The organism is Streptomyces venezuelae ATCC 10712, assembly GCF_008639165.1.
Lineage (GTDB): Bacteria > Actinomycetota > Actinomycetes > Streptomycetales > Streptomycetaceae > Streptomyces > Streptomyces venezuelae.
On the sequence record NZ_CP029197.1, the window covers coordinates 7916804 to 7937177 of the forward strand.

The window sequence follows — 20374 nt, forward strand, 5'->3', positions numbered from 1 at the left end:
CGGAGCCAGGCACCGAGGGGTGGGCTGCCGCGGGGGAACGGATCCAGGTGCGCAGAGGAGCACGTCATGGGCCGGAACGAGGAACGCAGGCACAGGAACGACCCGGGCCCGCTGCCCGGCGTGCCGCTGAAGCTGACGTCCGGGGTCGGTGAGCACCGGGGCGCCGACGGCGTCCTGCGCCGGTACTTGGATCCCGGTGCGACGCTCTTCCGCGCGCCGACCGCCCGCAGGGCCGTCAACACCTTCGTACGGGAGCGGGCGGGGGACCTCGGGACGGAGGGCACGGACCTCCGCGAGGTCGCCAAGGAGGAGCACACGTCGACGCTCCATGTCCGTTACCAGCAGTATCACCAGGACGTCCCGATCCTCGGGGCCACGCTCCAGATGGTGGCCGACACCGGGCAGGCGGCCGTCGTCCAGGTCGAGAACGCGACGGAGCCGGACGTCTCCGACGCCCCCGACGTGACCGAGGCCCAGGCCCCCGACGTCGTCGAGAAGGCGGCGCTCGCCCCCTTCCAGAAGGGGTACGAGTCGGCTGCGGTGGTGCGTGACACCCTCGGCTACCTGCGGGACACGTCGAGGCCCCCGCTGCCGGCGGCGGACCGCCCCACCGCCTCGGTCGCGCTCCTGAAGACGGGGAAGCGCCGACCGGACGGCAAGCTGCACCTCGTCCACGACCTCGTCGTCGAGACCTCGGGGCCCTTCGAGCACTTCCGTGTCGTCGTCGACGCCGTCGGCGGCAACCTGCTCTGGATCGAGACCGCGGGGAGGTACGTGACGGCGACGCTCAACGTCTATCTGCCCGACCCTGTGACCGACTCCGGCCTCGGTACGCTGAGTTCCCTGTCGACCAACGACGAACTGAAGGCGCTGGCCCACGAGGTCCAGACGGACGTCTCGCCCGCCGACGGCAACGGGAAGTTCCACCTCGCGGGTCCCATGTGCCGCTGCGTCGACTGGGACGAGTCGGGGTTCGCCCAGCCGGAGTCGGCCTCGCCGCCCCGCTTCGTCTTCGAGAGCCATCGCGCGAACCTCGGGTTCCTCAGCGCGAACGCGTACTACTGGGTCGACTCCTTCGCCAACTACCTCAAGAAGCTCGGCAATCCACAGCTCAACGAACGCATGGTCGCGGTCGACGTGGACCCGCAGGGAGCCCCGACCATCGACCGGAGCGAGTGGATCGGCACCACGGATCCGCCGCGAATGCGCTTCGACATGAAGCACGTGCCCGGGGCCGCCGACCTCGGCATCATCGTGCACGAATACACGCACGGAGTCATCCAGTGGCTGCGGCCGGGCGCGACGGCCCCCCTGGAGTACGAGCACAGCATCTGTGACGTCATGGCCGGCATCTACCGGGACCTGTTCAACCGCGAGGGACACCGGCGGACCGAGACGTTCCCCTTCGACAACAACGCACAGGAGGCGTGGAGCCAGGACCGGCGGCTCGACCTGACCCAGCGCTTCGACGATCCCGACTTCGACACCTTCCCGCCCGACCGGCGCACCTCCATGCTGGCCTCGGCGCTGTGGCAGTGCTACCTCGGCATGGGCGGGGCGTCGAAGAACCAGCCGGTACGGCAGAAGGCCGCCGACAAGTTGATCAAGGTGCTGCTCGCGATGGTGCCGCGCCTGGCGGCGGACACCCCGAAGAGCAAGGACAACGCCGTCCACCTGGCCAACATCTGCATCGCCGCGGACACCGAGGTCCACGGCGGTCTGCACAAGAACGTGATGCGTGGCGCCTTCGTCCGCCAGGGCCTCTTGCCGAAGCCCAACATCGACGTGTTCATCGCGGACAGTGACAGGGACACGGGTGAGGAGCCCAGCGGCGAAGGGGACCCGTTCTGGACGTCGCCGGACATCTGGGTCCGCAACGAGCTGGAGGGTGACGATCCCGACGCGGGTCACCAAGAGCCGATCATGAATCAGGTGAACTACCTGTACGTGCGCGTGCGCAACCGCGGGACGGACGAGGCGCCGGCGGGCAGCTTCACGGTCGAGACGCGCCGGTGCGACCCGGGCACCGGCATGACGTGGCCCGGCTCCTTCAAGCCCATCAGCGAGAAAATGACAATTCAACAACCGATCCCGGCGGGCGGGTCGGTGCGCGTCGGGCCCTTCCCTTGGACGCCGACCATCGCGGGGCACGAGTGCCTGATCGCGGTCGCGCACGGGGCGGACGACCCCGCCGTCACCGCCACGTCGGGTGATCCGATCCCGCACGACAAGCTCGTCCGCTTCGACAACAACGTGGGCCAGCGGAACGTGTACCCCAAGCCGTCCATCCTCGGTGGTCAGACGAAGTTCCCGATGAAGCTCAACGGCGGGCCGGCGGCGACGGACGGCGCGTGGGAGCTGGACGCCACGGCCATGCCGCCGGACACCCAGATCACCATCCGCACCCTGAGCCGCATCATCAAGCCCTCCACCCTCACCAACATCGAAGCGACGGAGGCCGGAGATGTCCGCACCACTCTGCAGATGAAGGGCGGGGACTCGGCGCTCGTCGAAGGCTTCCGTCTCGACGCCAATGACGAGGTGTCCGCCGATGTCACCATCGACTTCTCCCACGAGGCCGTGCACATGAAGGCCTACGACCTCGTCACCACCCAGCTCCAGGACCACGAGGTGGCCGGACGCCTGACCATCGAGATCACCGCGGTCAAGGACCTGTCCGAGTGGTTCTTCGGCAACCGGAACACCCACGAGGTCCACATCCAGACCTGCCCCTACTGGGATCAGATCAGCGACCACAGCAAGGAGCCGTACCCGCGCATCGAACTGGCCCTGGCCCACGGCTACAACGGGTGCGCGTACTGCCTCCCGCAGCACAACACCGGCTGATTCCGCGCCGCGGCCGGGGGACTTCGGCCGACATGACCTGCTCAACTCCTCGACGTACGCTGAAGAAGGTGACAGCGATATGGCAGCGACGATCCCCTTTACGGACGGCCTGATGCTCCGGTACCTCCAACCGGGGAACGTGGAGGCGTTGCTGTCGCCCGGCGCCGACCCGGAGCGCAAGCGCCTGCGGTCGCTGCTCGTCTCCGTCTACGACCCCGCCCTGCTCGACATCAGATCGGTGGAGTCCGTCAAGGTCGACCACAAGGAGTTCCAGACCGCCGTCCACGCCACCCTCGCCGTCCACGGCTCGTGGGACAAGTCGATCCCCAGCACCGAACAGGCCCGGGCCACCGTCGAGATACCGGCGACACCCCCGGTGCACTGGATCGACATGTCCCTGGACACGATGGTCTCGGTGAAGACGGCACCGGTCGGCGGCGCCCTCGCCTCCGTGGACGCGGACCCCTGGGTGGCGGCCGACGGCGCCGGGGCGCGGCCGGGCGAGTTCGAGCGGCCCTACCGACTCCAGTACGCCGACCCCCCTCCCTTCGAACCGACAGCGCCGGCCCGCAACCTCGCCCTGCGGGTGTCGACGCTCTTCTTCGACCGACTCGACCTCGCCGACGCGCTGCGCCGGCTCAGCGAGGCCAAACGGGCGGTCGACGCCGCGAGCCCGCAGTCCGAGGTCCACGACGGCGGCACCAGGCTCGCCTCCAGCGCGTGGCTGGCGGTCTTCCCCGCCCTCACGCCTGACGACCCGTCACAGACGACCGAGCAATTGGTCGGCGATCTGCTGGCGACCCAGGGATTCGTCGCCGCCTTCGAGGCGGCGCCCTGACCGCCCGGTGGGCACCGGCCGCGCCCCCTCCGAGGAGACCGGGCGCGCATACGGTGAGGAGCATTCGATGCCGTTCAACTACGTCACTGTCGCAGCCAGCAGTGATCTCTTCACGCCCGCCACCAGGGCTTTCGGGGACATCCTGATCATCGGCAAGGGAGCCGTCGGAAGCTCGGGTTCGGCCGCCCAGCGATTCACCGACCCGGCCACAGCCGCGGAGAAGTACCCGATGGGCGCGACGAAACTGGTGGAGAAGAGCGAAGCCAACGCGACCGCCGTCAGCGTCGCGGCGGAGTTCCCGACCGGCACCGAGGTCGTGGTCGGGAAGGACAGCACGGCCGAGGTGCGCACCGTCAAGAGCGTCGCCGTCGTCGCCACCAAGGTCACCCTGACGCTCGACAAGGAACTGAAGAACCCGCACCCGGTTGACGACCCGGTGGTCGGGCACGGCACGAGCGACCTCGCCGCCGCCATCTCGACGGCTTTCGCACAGACCCCGCCCCCCACCGTGGTCTGGGGCATCGAACTGGCCCCCGCCAACCCCTCCTGGACCACCGCGTTCGCGGCCGCCGTGGACGTCCCCGCGCAGATCGTGGTGCTCGCCAACACCCCCCTCAACGAGCAGCCGGGCACCAACCATCCGGTCGAACTCCTGGCGAAGCACGTCACCGCGGTCTCCAACACCGGCGGCGACGGCAGCGAGCGCATCGGGGTGGCCATGCTGGACCGGACGCTGACGCAGACCAAGCAGATCGCCCTGAACAAGGGGGACATCCAGAGCAACCGCATGGTCCTGGTGGCCCACAAGTCGGACGACGACGTGGCCGCCGCGGTGGCCGGAGTCATCGCCGGCCACGAACCCCACATCTCGCTCCTGCTCAAGCCGATCTCCATCGAGATGACCCAGCTCTTCACCGCCAACGAGATCGAGGCCTACCGCACGGCGTCGATCAACTGGGTGGCGAGCCCGGTGCTGCTCCCCGGCCACGCCCTCTATCTGGGTGAGGGCCTCACCGCCAGCCCGGTCGGCGGCAAGGAGTACGTCGACGTCGTGCGCACGCTCGACGACATCAGCTTCCGCATCAAGGCCGCGCTGATCCAGGCCGTGGGCGACCTCCGCATCGACCGCCCGGGCCTGCGCACGGTCGTGACGCTCGTCCAGAGCGTGCTCTCGCCGCAGGTGAACCGGGGCGTCATCGAGAGCTACGCCATCCACATCCCGCTGCTCGTGCTCATGGAACGCGAACGCGCCACCCTCACTGCCGACGAGCTCAAACAGATCAGTGATGGCCGGAGCGGCCGGAAGGTCGAGATGGACGTCTCGGTCGTCTACGCGGGCGTGATCCACCAGATCGCCGTCAAGCTCGTTCTCAAGGGTTAAGGAGCGATGAGATGTCCGAGGTCAAGTGGGACACCCGGTTGACGGTGATGCTCGACACCACGGCGGTCACCCCCATCGACTCCTTCAACCCCACCTTCAACAGCCCGGTGGTGCCTCTGCATTCACTGGAGGCCGACAACGTCGCCCATGTCGTCCAGCCCAAGGCGTTCTCCTTCTCCATGGCGGTGAAGGCGATCGGCCCGGCGGTCGCCAAGCTCACCGACATCGCCCTGACGCACAAGAGCTTCAACATCGGGCTCCAGGAGGCTTCCGGCAGCGACTGGACGTTCCAGCAGATCCTGTTCAACGACTGCTACATCACGTCCGCCGCGAGCACGATCCTCGTCGACGGCGTCCCGACCACCACCTTCAACTGCGTCTGTCTGCAAGTCACCCCCACCAGCGCCTGACCCGACTGCGGAGGACCCCGTGTCGCACCAGGAATTCGAGCAACAGGGTGCCCTGCCCGAGGTCATGGGACCGGAGCCCGTCATCGTCTCCGGTCCGGGGGCGGAGCTTCACTTCCACTTCCCCATCGAGGTGGTCGTGGCGGGAGACATCGCCGAGGAGACCCGCCAGGATCTCGTCTCGGGAATCTACGAGGCCCTGCACGACGCCCTCAGCTGACCGCGTGGCCCGGAGAGTTCACATGCCCACCACGATCACCTGCCATTTCCCCATCACCGTGAGGATCACGGGGACTCCCTCGCCCGCCGCGCTGGAACGCCTGGGCGAGGTGGTCGAGCAGGCACTGGCCGCACGCCTGAGCTTCGCGCGGGCGCGGATCGCAGCGGCGGGATTCACCGAGATCGTCCCGGCGGATGCGGCGGATGCGGCGGGCACAGCGCGGGCGGCGCCGTGAACGCGCCCGTCGTGGTCAGGCCGGTCACCGCCGCGGAGACGGCGGTGGGCGGCGTGGCGTACCGGCGACTGCACCTGCCGACCTCGGTCGAGTTCACCGGGGACGAGGAACCCCCGGATTACCGAGCACGGCTGGAGGCGCTGCTGCTCCGCGCGGTCACCCGGGCGATCGAGCAGGACGACCGGGACGCGGGCATCACCGGCCCACGGCCGGGGTGGCCGCCGACCGGCGACGAGACGGCCGCCGGGGCGCCGACGGAGCCCACTGCGACCGGTCGCGCGCATCTCACCTTCGCCATGGCCGTCGCCGAGGCGGGCGAGGACGGGGAAGGCGGCGGGGCGGGCGGCGCGGAGAAGGACGGGAAACAGGGGGAGAGCGGTGCCGGGCAGGGCACGGGCCGGGCCACCCCGGAGCAGAGCCAAGGGGACGCCGCGAAGACCGCGGAACCGGGCGCGACTCCTGCGGCGAAAACCAAGCAGACCACCGGGAAGGCCGCCACCCCCAGGAGGTCGACAAGCGCCACCGCGACCCCCGCTGCCTCGGGCACCACGACGGCTCCGACCGCCGATCAGACACCAGCCCCTCCCGCCACCGGCACCGCGACCGAGGTGTCGCCGGAAGAGGCGGCCACGGAAGCGCCGTACGGAACAAGGGACGTGGCGGCGGCCGCCGGCGAGGACTCCGACGAGCTGACGCGCGAGGTCATCGAAGGACCGAGCCCGGTCGACGGACGTGCCGTGATGGTCATCGGAGCCACACAACTCGTGATGCTGGGGGAGGCGACCCGCCACGCGCGCACGGAGACCCTCATCCACGCGGTCCAACTCGGCGACCACATCTTCGGGGCCCGCTCCTTCGCCGTTCTGCAGGGCCCGCTCGGGACGGCGGAGAGCTTCTACTGGGCCGTCGCCACCAGTCCCACCCTCACCGACGAGATCATCGGCAAGGCGGTGGGAGTCCGGCACGTCGCCGGCCAGAAGGTCAACGTCTACTCGGGGTTCCGCGTCCTGCGCGTCGTCACCACGCTGGACGGTCACCGGTACGGCGTGAACCTGCTGTGGACCAAGGAACGCGGCGTGGTGTGGGGCGACGAGGAGGAAGCGGAACGCTGGCTCCAGCTGAGCAAGTTCTATCAGGAACTCAGCCTTTCAGCCGAGGAGTTGACGGCCCTCACCTTCCAGGAACTCGACCGCCTCGTGGACGCCGGGCTCGCCGGGAACGACGAGAGCCTGGAGAAGGCCGCCGAACAGCTGTCCGAGATGAACGCGAAGGCGTTCGCCCTGGCGTCGTTGGAGCGGCGGGAGAAGTACCTGGAAATCCTGGTCAAGGCCTGGACGTTCGAGGAACCACGGCACGCGATCATCCAGATCATGCTCTCGCTGGACGGCATGACCGAGTTGCAGGCCGTCCGGGACCGCCTGATCAAGGCAGGCCTGTACGAGCAGCTCTTCGCGGACCTGGGAAGTGACCTCTGGGACCTGCTCATCGAGGTCGGCAAGAAGTTCGGCGACAACAAGGAGCTGACCGTCCGGGAGTTCATCGGCCTCGTGGCCGAGGCGCTCAACCTGACGATGCAGCACGACGTCGGGCTGAGCCGGAACGTCGAGCAGGAACAGACGGCCGTCGTCGATCTCAAGAAGATGATCGAGATCGAGGAGGCCGTCAGAGCGGCGATGGGATTCGTCCTGGGCACGCTCGAAGCCGTCAAGATCATGCTGACCCAGCCAGAGAAGATCCTTTCCGCGCTCTGGGAACTCAACAAACTTACGTACACCTGCTACCTGGCCTGGTACGGCCACGAGGCGTCGACCAAACAACTCAAGGAACTGGTCCAGAAGGTCGGCAGCGCGGTCGGCGGCGCACTCGTCAACGGTCTGCGAGGTGCCGCGCTCCTCGGCGTCGGCCCGCGCGCGCTCACGAGGATCAAGTGGGCGGTGATCATCGAGGCGCTCACCTGGATCTCGGAGATCCAGGCCGCCGTCGAGGCACTGGCCAAGCTCGAGAAGGTCGTCGCCATCCTGCGCTTCCTGAAGGTGCTCAAGGTCTTCGAAGGCGAGCAGATCGCCGCACGGTTCACCCGGCTGGCCGAGGCCCTGCACGCCGGCAGCGCCGTACTGAACGGGCTCAAGGACGAGCACGCGGTCGTGGAACTCATGGTCATGCTGCCCGAGGAGGACGGCATCCGCCTCGGCGCCGTCCTTCAGGAGATCGACGTGCCCAAGGGCAGCCGTCTTGCGGAACTGATGGAGCATCCCCGGCTCGGCCCCGTGCTCGCCGACCTCAAGCCGAAGGCCGAGGTCCTGCGGGTGCTGGGCGCCAAGTCGGGTGGACTCACACCCGAGGTGGCCCAGATGTTCACCCGGCTGACCGGGAAGGACGCCTTCACGGTCGCCGAGGTCGCCAAGGTGGCCGAGGCCCTCCAGGAGGGCGAGGGCGCCCGGTTCGCCGCGATGCTCGAACAGATCGGCTACGGCCGGATCGGGGCAGGGGCCCAGGTGAAGGCGGACCTGCTGGCGGTGCTCGCCGCCGACGGCAAGCGCATGGAGGCCGTGCACCAGTACGGGATCACCGTCGTGGGCCAGATGCACTCCCGCTCCGCCGGAAGCGCGGAGGCCTTCGACGCCATGCTCGCGAGACTCGAGAAGATCCGCGCGCAGCACCTCGCCGAGGGCAAGGCGGTCGAGTTCAGCGAGTTCGTCGAGAAGCTCAACCAGGCGAAGAAGGGGCCCTGGCGGCGCCTTGACAGGCCGCTCAAGGCGCCGCCCGTCAAGGCGACGGTCCTCGAACGCGCCCCGGTGCAGCAGCGGATCAAGGAACTGCGCAAGCGGTTCCCGAAGAACAAGGTCAAGAACCCGAAGGCGATGGACAACGCGCTGCGGCAGATCGCGCGGACGGCCGAGACCGACCCAGCGAAGGCGATGGAGTCCCTGGAGAAGTTCGAGGACCTGGCCAAGGCCCAGGGCACGACCGAAGGGCACGTCGCCGACATCGTGGCGGAGGCGGAGGCGAAGGCGGGCAAGGAGGCCAAGGCCCTGCACCACGAGGCCGAGGAGGCGCCGCCCGCGGCGCTCAGCGTCCGCGAGGAACTCAAGCCGAAGCTCGGGGAGGCGGGGTCGCCGTCGCACGAGATGACGCAGTCCATGGAGAAGATCGGTCAGTACAAGTCGCACGGGCAGGCGGCACACCACGGCGTGCCGGCGTCGGACCGTAAGGCCCAGCCCGCGAGGGACATCCTCGAATGGGCGGGTGTGAATCCCGACGACTGCCCTCTGAACGGCATCTATCTGACCCAGACCTCGAGGGACTCGAAGGTCATCCACGAGGCCGGGACCCTGCATGAGGTCCTGCACACGGACAACTACTACAAGGCGATCACGGAGCGACTCGTAGAGGCGAGGAAGTTCGGCGGGGCTGACGGGGTCATCCACGAGATGTCCCGGATCAAGGAGGACCTCATCCACGGCTGGCACCCCCCTGCCGCCGAGGGAACGCGCGGGGAGAACTTCGCCCAGTGGTTCGAGAGGTACATGCACGAGAACATGGACTGGCTGACCCCCGCGGAGCAGGCCGAGCTGATTGAGAGGGTGAGGGCCACACCGCGGCGGCCGAGCGCGCCGAGGGCACCCCGGAAGGCGCGCCCGAAGGAAGTCGCAGGAGCTGACGCGGCACCGAAGCCGAAGCCGCCGGAGACGGCGAAGGCCAAGCCCAAGGCGGAGGCGAAGCCCAAGGCGGAGACCGAACCGAAGGCCGAGGCCAAGCGGAAGGCGGAACACGAGGCCAAGCTCAAGGCCGAGGCGGAACCCAAGCCCAAGCCGAAGACGGAGGCGAAGACGAAGGCCAGGTCGGAGGCCGAGGCGAAGGCGAAGTCCGAGGCGAAAGCCAAGGCGAAGGCTGAAGCCAAGGCCCAGGCGAAGGCGAAGTCCGAGGCGAAGGCTCAGGCGAGGGCCGAAGCAAAGGCCCAGGCCAAGGCGAAGTCCGAGGCGAAAGCCAAAGCGAAGGCCGAAGCCAAGGCCCAGGCCCAGGCCCAGGCGAAAGCCGAAGCCAAGGCCAAGGCCAAAGCCCAGGCCAAATCCAAAGCCAAGGCCAAGCCCAAAGCCGAGCCCGAGACCACGACCGCCGCGTCCGAGCACGAGCCCCCGGCCGAGCCCGCGGTGCGCCAACGGGTCGCCGTCGAGCCGCCCCCGCCCGGACCGCGCGTCAGTCTCGAACCGCCACCCCGCAAACGGCGCGGGCCCAAGCCGCGCGTGCGCGTGGACACGCAGCCACCCACGCGCGTCGCCCCCGAGGTCGTCGAAGACGTGGCGGGCGAGCCGTTGTACGAGGTCGTCGGAGAGATCGCGGAGCCGGAACGGAAGAAGAAGCGGGCGCACAGGCGAGGAGGCCACGGGAAATGAGCAGGGAAGGTAGGCGCGGACCATGCCCGCCGGTGTGAACGTTCCCGTCCTGATCGGCGCGGTTCCGCTGTTCACGGTCACCAGCCTGACCCTCGGCGAGGGGTATCAGGTGGCCAGGATCGCCGGAAGCCGTCTGGCCCAGCTCGTGGCGCCGACGACCAAGTCGATCAGCGTGGAGGCCGTACTCGTCGGCAGGACCCGGCTGCTGACCAAGAAGGGCCTGGAGGCGATGGCGCTCACCTCGCGTGTGCTGGCGGGCTCCACGGCGCCGTTGATGAAGATGGCGGGGCTGCCGGTCGTCTGCGGGATGACCGTGAGCCTCGACATGCAGATCACCAGTCTGCGCTTCACCCAGTCCAACCAGAAGCGGGACGCTCTGGACGTCGCCATCAGCCTCGAACAGGTGCCCCGTTCGAGCCTGACCGCGATCCTGGGCGAAGCCATGGACATCGCGCTCGCCGCAGGATCCGCGGCGATCCCCACCGTCAGCGAGATGATCTCGCCCGACCGCCAGCTGGGAGGTGGGCTGTGAGCGCCGAACCGACCTTCTACCGACTCCCGGTCGAGCCCGACGCGGGGCTGCCGCAGGTCTTCCGCTGCCCGGTCGGCGGGACCACCTACGACTTCGCCCTCTACGCCAACTTCGACAGCGGTGAGGACGACCCGCCCGAGATGCTGTACGACCTGACGTCGTGGAGCCGTGCGCCCCAGCCGATCGACCCCGAGCAGCAGCCGGTGCCTCCGGGCCACCTGGTGCTCAAGGTGACCGCCCCCGGGCCCGACGGGCCGCGCGTCCTCCTCCAGCGCAAGCTCGTCCCCGAGCCGGACCTCGTCCACGAGGCGGGCCCGCTCGCGGTCAAGCTCGTCGAGGCGACGGTGGCCCGCGGCAATCTCAACGGAGCCGGCCACTACGGCTCCCGGATAGTGATCGGGGTGGCGCGGCGATGGGAGTGATCCTCTGGTACCAGATCGACTTCCCGAAGATGATGCTCAAAATCTCGAACGACGTCCGCAGCGGGTCCGTCCTTGCCGACGCCGAGATCGTGATCAAGTACGCGATCGGTGAGGCGGGAACGTTCGAGATCACCTTCGCGGACCTGCCGCTCCTCGTCCAGGAGAAGCTGACGAGCGAGCTCGCGAAGGACACCGGCCCGGAAGGCGGTGTCATCGTCGACATCCACCTCGGCTATCTCGACGACCCGTCCGGGCGGGCCGTGGCCCTGACGGGCCGGGTCGAAGAGATCAAGTCGGCGACCCGGTTCCCTCCGCTCGGCATGCGACTCACCGGGCACGAGGAGGCGGCGCACCGGCTGCTCAACCACACCGACCCGGGCACCCATCCACCCGAGGCCGTCATCTCGCGGAAGGCGTCGACGCCCTACGACGCGGCCAAGGACATCGTCGCCCTCGCCGGGGTCCCCCTGGAAGGCCCGGAAGAGCCCGACGCCCCCGAACGCCCGATCAACAAGAGGGGCAAGAACTCCTTCGCGCTCCTCACCGGAATGGCCTCCGACTGCGGCTACGAGGTCCTCGTCCAGGACGGGAAGGTCCAGTGCGGGATGACCCTCAGCCATCCGCCCACCGACAGCAGGTTCCCCTTCATCCCCCCGGACGCCCTGCTCGCGGCCGCGATGCTCTCCGAGGACTGTCTCGTGGCGTACGCGACGATGACCGTGGCCCGGATGGCCGAGTTCAAACCCGGGCAGCTGGAGGCGGTCGGCAAACAGTCGGTGGTCGCCGACAAGCCGGAACCGGACAAGGTGGAGCTCTTCGACTTCACGGTGCTCGGCGTCCCCACCTTCCGGGCGGGCCTCATGGTGGCCGCCGGAGTCGAGGGCTACCAGAAGGCGCTCATGAACTTCCGCGTCCTCCAGCTCACCCATACGTTCTCGCCGCGGAACGGCTACACCTGCACCGGCCGCGCCGTCGAGTTCAGCGGGATCGGCGGCAACAACCGGCGCAGCGAGCTCGCCCGCAAGGCGAGTCCGCAGTCGATCGCCGACCTGATCTCCGGCAAGGCCCAGGAGCGGGCCGCCGCGCACCCCTCCGTCGACGTCGGTGAGATAGACAAGGCCACGCCGGACAAGCGGGTGGCGAGCGTGATGGTCGGCCAGTCGACCGATTACGCCAAGGCGTCGCCCAGCGTGGAACTGCCCGTCACCGGAGCGACCGGGGAGCGGTACGACAGGCCCGTCGCGTCCCCGTTCGCCTGGCACAACGTCGGTCTTTCGGTCCCGGTGTACCGGGGCATGCGCGCCCTCCTCAACCAGGTCAGGGACGACCCCGACGACACCGTGGTGACGGGCTTCCTGTGGCCCAACGACCCCCAGACGGAGCGTCCGAAGTCCAAGGAGGGCGACTGGTGGCTCTGCCTGCCCACCGACCTGACCGTCGGCAGCGCGCCCAAACCGACCGGGAAGGGCGCCAACGACCTGATCGCCGCGGACGGCCGGCGGGTCGTGGAGGCGATCGGTCTGAAGATCGCGATCGGCGAGAACGCCTGCTCACCGGTGGGCGACCGCCCCACCGAGGGGGACGCCGAAGTCTTCCTGCTCACCCACAAGTCGGGCACCACGGTCCAGATCGCCGCCGACGGAAAGGTCACCGTCGACGGGGGAGCGCAGGACGTGGTGCTCAAGTCCGGCGGAGTGACCCTCACGATCGGCAACGGAAAGGTGGCGATCAGCTGATGCCCCTCGTACTCGTCGAAGGCGCGATCATCGAGTGCACCCACCAGGGCAGGCTCAGGCTCGCCGCGGGCGACCCCCGGGTCACCGTCAAGGGCAGGGGAGTCGTCCTCGCCGGCAAGGAGAACGGCCTCACGTTCGGCTCCGCCGCCGCACCCGTACCCGGCATGATCACACCCTGCACCGCGCCCACCCCCGCAGCGCCCAAGGCCTGCACCATCACGGTCCCGGCGACCCCCGACGGATGGTCGAAGAAGCTGACCGTCGGCGGTACCCCGGTCCTGCTGGCCACGGCCTTCGGGGTCACCGTGAGCGGACAGGGACCAGGGCAGTGGAAGGTCGCGGACCCGGGCCAGACCGTGCTGGAGACCCTCTGATGACCCGGACCGCGCTGGAGACCCCGTCGACGACCCCGGCCGTGCTGGAGATCCTCAGATGACCGGCAACGAACCCCTGGCACCGCGCGAGGACCCCCCAGCCGGCGGCGGCGCCCTGGACCTCCCCGGCGGACAGACCGCCGACGCCCTCAGGGGCGGCCCCTCGCCGTCCGCCGCACCCCGAAGGCCAGGCTTCCGCGTCTCGTCGGCCGTCCCGGAACTCGCCGCCGCCATCCGCCCGTACCTCGCCGGCGACGCCGTACGCGAAGGCGCCCCGAGCCTCGGCCGCAGCCTCGCCCTCGACGACGGGGACCTCGTCATCGACGGACGCTCCCACGACCTGGCCCTCGTCGCCGGCGCCGACGCCCTGGGCCAGGCGCTGGAACTGGCCGTCGCCACCCAGACCGGCAGCGACCCGCTCAACGTCCGGTTCGGCTTCGACCGCCTGGCCATCAGCGCCTACGCCGACGACCTGACCACCCGCAAGGAGTTCCTCACCATGGAACTCGTCCGCTGCCTCAGCACGGACCTCCGCGTCACCGACGTGCGCGAGGTGTTCTACGACGACGACCCGCGCTACCGGGAACTGCTCCCCGGACTCGACGACGAGGCCCACCGCCGGGAGATCGCCGCCGCGCACGCGGCACGCCTCTACACGGTCTACGCCGTCGTCGACACCGTCGCGAACACCCCAGTCACCCTGCGAGCAAGGGGGACCCCATGACCTCCGAGGAACGGTTCGGCGTCGGCGAGGACGGGTTCGTCGTCAAGGGCATCGACCGGATCATCGCCGACCAGCAGACCCGCGCCCGGGCCATGTTCGGCGACGACGTCGACCTCACGTCGGGCAGCGCCCTGCGCAAGGTCCTGGACGCCGCGGCCTTCGACACCCACGAGCTGTGGCGGGCGCTGGAATCCCAGTACTACGGCACCTTCGTCAGCACCGCCCAGGGCCCCGGCCTGGACCTGCTCGGCTGCGACCTGGGCCTGCACCGCCGCGAACTGCGCGCCCGGGGGACCGTCATCCTCGCGATCGAGAAAGGAGAAACCGACCGCCGCTACGCCTTCCCGCAGGGCACGGTCTTCGTGACCGAACCCGCGCCGGGCAAAGCCGTCCTGGCCTTCCGGAGCGCCCGCGCCGCCATCCTCTCCGCGGAACAGCCGACCGCCACCGTCGAGGTCGAGGCCGTCACACGCGGTGCCACCGGGAACATCAACCAGAGTACGACGCTGCGACTCGACCACGAATGGGCCCGGCACAACCTCAACCTGGGCACCGTCGAGGTCAAGGTCGTCGTGCAACAGTCCTTCCACGGCGGTGACCTCGGCGAGTCCGACGCCGCCTACCGGGCCCGCCTGCTCGGCGTCCCCCGCACCGTGTGGACCCAGGAAGCGCTGCTCGCCCAGGTGCTCGACGTGAACGGCGTACGGGACGCGGCGATCTTCGACCCCCTCGGCGGGGTCGAGGCCACCCGGCGCGCCTTCGGCACCTTCAATTTCGGCAACCGCGCCTTCTCCCGGGAACGCCAGACCGGCTCCCCCTACTTCTTCGACATCGTCGTCGCCGCCGAACCCGGCTGGCCGTGGAACAGCGGCGAGGCGCTCATCCCCGGCGTGTACGACGAGGTCCTCGACGTCGTACGGCAGTGGCGGCCGGTGTCGGTCTTCCCCGACATCCTCGCCGCCAACCAGGTCGACGTCGGGATACGCGCCACCCTGGTCGTCGAGGCCGGCCACGACGAGGAAGCCGTCAAGGGCGCGATCCTCGACGCCGTACGCGCCTCCGTCAACCGGCTCCGGCTCGGTCACGGCGTGCTCCACTCCGACATCGTCCTCAGCGCCCGCACCGCCGCGGGCGTCGTGGACGTGCAGCACCTGCGGCTGCGCCGTTTCGCGCCCGCCTTCGGCCAGACCCACTACGGCGGTGCCACCTACGGCGGGTCCCAGGAACTGTCCGTCGGCGAGAACCTGAACCTCGCCCCTGACGAGATCGCCCGCTTCTCCGTGGACACCTCCATGGCCGACCTCCAGGTCGTGATCACATGAGCAGCCCGCGCCCCTGCGGACGCCCCCGCTTCCGGGACCCGCTCCCCGGCGGCGCCCTCGCCGTCATGCGGGGCGCCCTCCCCGCCCCGTACGACCGGGGGATGGAGCGCATGACCGTGGTGCTCGACCGGGCGCAGGGCAGCGAGAACGTCCCCGTCCCGAAGTTCGACTTCACCCGCTACGAGCGCTTCTACGGCACACCGCCCGCATCCCCCCGCTACCTGCTCGCCCCCCGGCAGGACATCCCCCGACCCCTCGCTGTCCAGGTCTCCTACACCCGGTCCAAGGTCACGGCCGAGAAGCCCGTGGTCGTACGGTTCCCGGCGGGCCACCCGGCCGGAAGGGCGATGACCATCCCGATCCCCGGCGACGCGGACGTCACCGACCAACTGGAACTCGTCGAACTCGCCCCCTTCCCGCCCGACCGGTCCTTCGGCACAGTCACGTGGGAGGTCACCGCACTGCTCGGGAACCTGGCCAAACTACTCTGGGTCATCGGAGCCGAACACGAACTCGTCGCCGAACACCTCAGGGACGTGACGGCACAGCGGAACACCGCGACCGCGCACGGCGTCAGCCTGGACCTCCTCGGCCTCGACCTGGGCGCACCCCGCTTCCCGCCCAGACCGCACACGGTCGACGACGCCACGATCGCGCTCTTCCACCTCGACGACGTCCCCCCGGCCGGCCCCAACGGGATCCCGGACCCCGACGACGAGGTGACCACCGTCGTCGACTCCGCCGCCCCCGGCCGACAAGGGCGCAACACCGGCGGCCGCAGCGGCCGGACCGGACGCTTCGCCCACGCCTTCGGCTTCGGGCCGGACAAGAGCCTCGTCACCGTCGACGACGCCCCGGCCTTCGCCCTCCCGGCCACCGCCGCCCTCACCGTCGAAGCGGTCGTGCGGACCGACCGGACCACCACGACCGGAGCCGTCGTCGCCAAGCGCCGGAAGCTCAACACCCGTGCGGACGCGGGCTGGTCCCTGACCGTGGGCACCTTCCGCGGCATCGACCGCAACGTCCGCTTCAGCCTCTCCGACGGCAGCACCGAGGCCGAGGTCTTCGCCGACCGCGACCTCGGCGACGGCGCCTTCCACCACATCGCGGGCGCGCTCTCCCGCGCGGACGGCGCCTCCACCGTCCTGCTCCACGTCGACGGGAAGGAGGTGGCCCGCCAGCCCCTCAAGACCCCCCTCGGCGCCCTGACCAGCACCGCCGAGCTCGTGATCGGGCGTGGCACGGAAGCCCGGGGAGACGGCGACATCACCGCGCAGTACACGGGCCTCATCGAGGAGGTACGCGTCTCCGGCACGGCCCGCGACACCTTCGACCCGGTCACCGGGGAATCCGACGAGCAGTACCGCCGCCGGCTCCGGATCTTCCACCGCTGGCTCCTGCCCACCCCCGACCGGCTCCAGGCCGCGGTGAACGCGGCCGCCGGCGCGATCGCCGCCGCCCCGGCGGACCCCGATCCCTTCGTGGTGCGGGAAGCGGGCGCCACCGTGGCCACCGGCGGACTGCCCCTGCGCGTCCTGCCGACGACCCTCCCGGTAGGCCAGTCCCTCACCGCCGAGGGCGAGTTCGGCACGCCCGAGGAAGCCACGGTCGGCACCGCCGCCCGCGACGAACCCGACTTCGACCCCGCCTGGCTGATCAGCTGCCCCGACCGGGCAGGACTGACCTTCGAGGACGACGGCGACGGCCGCCGGACGCAACTCGTCGTCCTCGACGCCCTCGACGCCCTTCTCAGCCGCCTCGCCGACCTCGACCCCCCCGCCGACGGCGACCCCGCGGACCCGAGCGAACCCGCCCCCCGCGCGCTGCACGTCCTCAAGGCGTACGACCCCACCTCCACCGGCCTGCACGGAGTCGGGCGCGCCGTCCTGCTCACCCACACGCCCGACATCAGCCCCGCACGGCTCGGAGCCCTCGCCCACGCGGCCGGCTTCGGCTGGGTCCACCACACCAAGGAAGGCCACGTCTACGCCGCCCAGCCGCGCGGCGAGGTCTTCCGCATCACCACGCCCGCCACGGACGCATCCCCCGGCCCGCCGGACGTCACTGTGGGCGGCGCCCTCGCACTCGGCGTGGAGCCCGACCCCTCCCGGATCACCGACGCCGAGATCCGGTGGTCCGTCCTCCGCTCGGGAGCCGGCAATGCCGCGTTCCCGCCGCGCGCGCCGGGCACCCTGCACGCCCTCGCCGCCGGTGACGTCTGGGTCCGCGTCGAGGTCGTGCGGCACGGGCACGTCGCCAGCGGGACCCGCCGGATCCGGATCGGCCTGTCCGACACCTCCCTCACGGCCGGGCGGAGCATCAGCGGCACCGGCCGCCTCGACGCGGCCGAGGCGGCCGCGGCGGGCCCGCCCACCGACGACTTCGACCCGGACATGCTGCGGGTACGCACCGACGACCTCGGCCCGGCGCCGCGCCTCGTCGACTACCGCGACGAGCCCGGGAACCGGATGATGCAACGCGTCACCGGCGAGGCCCTCGACCGACTGCTCGCCCTGCTCGCGGGCACGGCCGGCAAGCTCGAGGTACGCCGCTCGTACGTCCCGGAGGACGAGGGCGAGCCGCCGCCGGGCGACGCCGGCGAGACCGACCCCGACGCCGCCCTCCACGCCCAGGGCCGGGCCCTGAGGCTCCGTCACACCACGCTGACCGCCCCGGCGCTCGCGGCACGTGCCTTCGCGGCCGGCTTCGACCACATCCGCGTCGACCCGGCCCCGCCCACCGAGCCGGACGGGCCCGAGACCGTGCGCGTCGCCGTCGCCGCCGGAGAGCAACTCGCGGTGACCCGCCCGAGCGCCGCAGGAGCCGGGGAGCCCGCCCCGGGCGCGGCGGTGGAGCCCGTCGAGGTCGAGGCCGGAAAGTCCGTCCTGGTGGAGGCAGCCCCCGCCGCCGAACCCGCCGCCGCGTGCTTCGCCCCGGACGGCTCGCGGGTCTTCCTGGCCGAGCCGGGCACGCACCGGATCACCTCCTTCACCCTCAAAGCGCATGCCGGGCGCCCCGCTCCCGAGATGCGTCTCGACACGTCACGCCGGGTGGACCTGTTCCCGGGAGCCCTCGCCTTCGGCGGCGGACACCTCTTCGTGGCGCACGAACCGCGCGGCCGCGTCGCGGTGCTCAACCCGGCGGACCTCACGCCGGCCACCACCCCGCCGGAGATCCTCTGTCCCCTCCCTACAGCGCTGGCGACGGACGCCGACAGGCTCTACGTCGGTTGCGGCGACAAGACCCTGCGGGCCTTCGCCCTGACGACGGGCCAGCCCGCGGGCACGCTGTCGCTCCCCGCCGTGCCGAGATCCCTCGTGGTCGCTGCCGGGAGCCCCTCCCTGTACGCCGTCCTCGACGACGGTCACTGGTGCCGCGTGGAGCGCGCGACGCTGACCCTGCGCGAGAAGGCCGACACCCACGACACAGGAGCCCGCGCCGCCGCCGTCACGGCCGACGGGAAGAAGCTGTACGTGATCTGCCCGGGGGCGGACCCGGACAGGGACGGAGCGGTCCGGGTCTACCGCCCGCCCGACGCGGACCCCAAGGCCGAGATCGGCGGGTTCCCCGCCGGCGCCGCCCCGGCGGCGCTGAGCCTGAGCGGCGACGGGAAGCTGCTGTTCGTGGCGACGGAGGGTGCGCCCCCGGCGGTCGGGCGCGTGCACGTCGTGGACGTCGCCACCGGCGTCCGCCTGCCGCTGGTGTTCAGCCCGGGCCGGGGTGGCACGGCGCTGGCCGCGAGCCCCGCCGGGACCCCGTACCCGCCCTGCCTCGTCATGGCTCCGCGGCACGGCGGCACCGTGCTCCTCGCCGACCTCGCACCCCTCCGCGAGGACCCGCCGGGACCGCCACGGCTCGACGCCGAGCTTCCGCTGGGCACCGGCACGGGCGAGGTACTCGCGTGGTCGGCCGTCCCGCACGGCCGCGGCACCGCCGAACCGGTGACGCCCCACGCCCCGGTGTCCGCGGTCCTCGGCCGCACGCCCGGGCGGGTCATGCTCCGGGCCGCCTACCTCCCCGGTGAAGGGCTGCGGCCGTACCAGTGCGAGATCCGGCTCAAGCCCGATCTTGAGTCGAACCCCGACGCGGCCGTCACGAAGGAGCAGTACGACCTGATCCTCAACGTCCTCAACTGGTTCCACCCGCTCGGGGTGGAATGCCGCACGGACCACCTGCGGGCCCTGGCGGACATCGATCCGAAGGGAGAGGAGGAGGGGCCGCGCCTCTACACCTTCCCGACGTATCACGTCACGGATCCCTTCTCGTCCCCGTTCATCCACCTGCGCAAGGACGACCGTCATGACTGAGCGCTACGTACCCCAGTTCAGCCACAAGGACTGGATCGACAACCAGGACCGTGTCCAGGCGGGCGGCGAGAACGGACTCAACAGCCGTTTCCACCAGCTGGAAGCCGAGTTCCTGGGGCTGGCGGAGAACCAGATCAACCCGATGTTGGACGTGCTGGGGACGCCGACGAGACATCTCACGCTGGTGCCCGCCCTGCACAGCTACGCCAAAGACGGGATCGCCGTACCGGGATGGGAGCAGGCCGTCGACATGGTCGCGAAGCCGGCCAACGTGGCTGAGGCGCACGGTTTCATGAACATCGTGCTGCCGGACGGCGTTCAGGTGCGGTCCCTGCTCGTGACCGGATCCAATCAGTCCTCCACAGGCACACTGACGGTGAGTCTCGACGGCCGGGAGATCGGCAACAACGACGCGGGTACCAAGAGGTTCGTCAGTTCCACGAAGCTCGGCATCCCCGCCCCGCCCGCGGAAGAGGTGCGGATAAAGAACGAATCGATCCGTTACTACCTGACGGTCGAGGTGGTCGGTGCGGAACTGACGAAACCGGTGAAGGTCTTCTGCGTCCAACTCGTCTACCAGTGAGCTGTCCGGATCCCCGTTCGGCGCACCAGGAGAGGAAACGATCATGTCACCC

General features: G+C 70.3%; 15 protein-coding genes. All 15 read left to right on the plus strand.

Annotated elements, in window-relative coordinates; all coding sequences use genetic code 11:
• Positions 1 to 66: 66 nt before the first annotated feature.
• Positions 67 to 2847 carry a gluzincin family metallopeptidase gene (locus DEJ43_RS36015; protein ID WP_015038384.1) on the plus strand — a complete coding sequence of 927 codons (2781 nt, stop codon included), beginning with the start codon at positions 67 to 69 and terminating at the stop codon, positions 2845 to 2847.
• Positions 2848 to 2926: 79 nt separating this feature from the next.
• Complete coding sequence (locus DEJ43_RS36020) at positions 2927 to 3685, plus strand: hypothetical protein (RefSeq protein WP_015038385.1); 759 nt, start codon at positions 2927 to 2929, stop codon at positions 3683 to 3685.
• 67 nt (positions 3686 to 3752) lie between these two features.
• Entirely contained in the window at positions 3753 to 5066 is a 1314-nt protein-coding gene (locus tag DEJ43_RS36025) for a hypothetical protein (RefSeq protein WP_051025986.1), read from the plus strand.
• An 11-nt stretch (positions 5067 to 5077) separates the two neighbouring features.
• Positions 5078 to 5476 (plus strand): hypothetical protein, encoded by a 399-nt coding sequence (locus DEJ43_RS37705; protein ID WP_015038387.1) that lies wholly within the window; start codon positions 5078 to 5080, stop codon positions 5474 to 5476.
• Positions 5477 to 5495: 19 nt separating this feature from the next.
• Complete coding sequence (locus tag DEJ43_RS36035) at positions 5496 to 5693, plus strand: hypothetical protein (RefSeq protein ID WP_015038388.1); 198 nt, start codon at positions 5496 to 5498, stop codon at positions 5691 to 5693.
• Between the two features lie 22 nt (positions 5694 to 5715).
• Positions 5716 to 5928, plus strand: coding sequence for a hypothetical protein (locus DEJ43_RS36040; RefSeq protein WP_015038389.1), 213 nt, complete (start codon positions 5716 to 5718; stop codon positions 5926 to 5928).
• The gene (locus DEJ43_RS36045) at positions 5925 to 10322 is read left to right on the plus strand and encodes an AHH domain-containing protein (protein WP_015038390.1); all 4398 of its coding nucleotides are present in this window, start codon (positions 5925 to 5927) and stop codon (positions 10320 to 10322) included. Before DEJ43_RS36040 ends, DEJ43_RS36045 begins: the two co-directional genes overlap by 4 nt.
• 22 nt (positions 10323 to 10344) lie before the next feature.
• Positions 10345 to 10854, plus strand: coding sequence for a hypothetical protein (locus DEJ43_RS36050; protein WP_015038391.1), 510 nt, complete (start codon positions 10345 to 10347; stop codon positions 10852 to 10854).
• Positions 10851 to 11276, plus strand: coding sequence for a hypothetical protein (locus DEJ43_RS36055; protein WP_015038392.1), 426 nt, complete (start codon positions 10851 to 10853; stop codon positions 11274 to 11276). The genes DEJ43_RS36050 and DEJ43_RS36055 overlap by 4 nt, the downstream gene beginning before the upstream one ends.
• A complete protein-coding gene (locus tag DEJ43_RS36060) occupies positions 11267 to 13012 on the plus strand; it encodes a hypothetical protein (RefSeq protein ID WP_015038393.1) in 1746 nt (581 codons plus the stop codon). The genes DEJ43_RS36055 and DEJ43_RS36060 overlap by 10 nt, the downstream gene beginning before the upstream one ends.
• Positions 13012 to 13386, plus strand: coding sequence for a hypothetical protein (locus tag DEJ43_RS36065; RefSeq protein ID WP_015038394.1), 375 nt, complete (start codon positions 13012 to 13014; stop codon positions 13384 to 13386). The genes DEJ43_RS36060 and DEJ43_RS36065 overlap by 1 nt, the downstream gene beginning before the upstream one ends.
• 58 nt (positions 13387 to 13444) lie before the next feature.
• The gene (locus DEJ43_RS36070) at positions 13445 to 14110 is read left to right on the plus strand and encodes a hypothetical protein (protein WP_015038395.1); all 666 of its coding nucleotides are present in this window, start codon (positions 13445 to 13447) and stop codon (positions 14108 to 14110) included.
• Positions 14107 to 15432: a baseplate J/gp47 family protein gene (locus tag DEJ43_RS36075; protein WP_015038396.1), complete on the plus strand. Its 1326-nt coding sequence runs from the start codon at positions 14107 to 14109 to the stop codon at positions 15430 to 15432. Before DEJ43_RS36070 ends, DEJ43_RS36075 begins: the two co-directional genes overlap by 4 nt.
• The gene (locus DEJ43_RS36080; RefSeq protein WP_015038397.1) at positions 15429 to 19739 is read left to right on the plus strand and encodes a LamG-like jellyroll fold domain-containing protein; all 4311 of its coding nucleotides are present in this window, start codon (positions 15429 to 15431) and stop codon (positions 19737 to 19739) included. Before DEJ43_RS36075 ends, DEJ43_RS36080 begins: the two co-directional genes overlap by 4 nt.
• Positions 19732 to 20322 (plus strand): hypothetical protein, encoded by a 591-nt coding sequence (locus DEJ43_RS36085; protein WP_015038398.1) that lies wholly within the window; start codon positions 19732 to 19734, stop codon positions 20320 to 20322. The genes DEJ43_RS36080 and DEJ43_RS36085 overlap by 8 nt, the downstream gene beginning before the upstream one ends.
• The last annotated feature ends 52 nt before the right edge of the window (positions 20323 to 20374 follow it).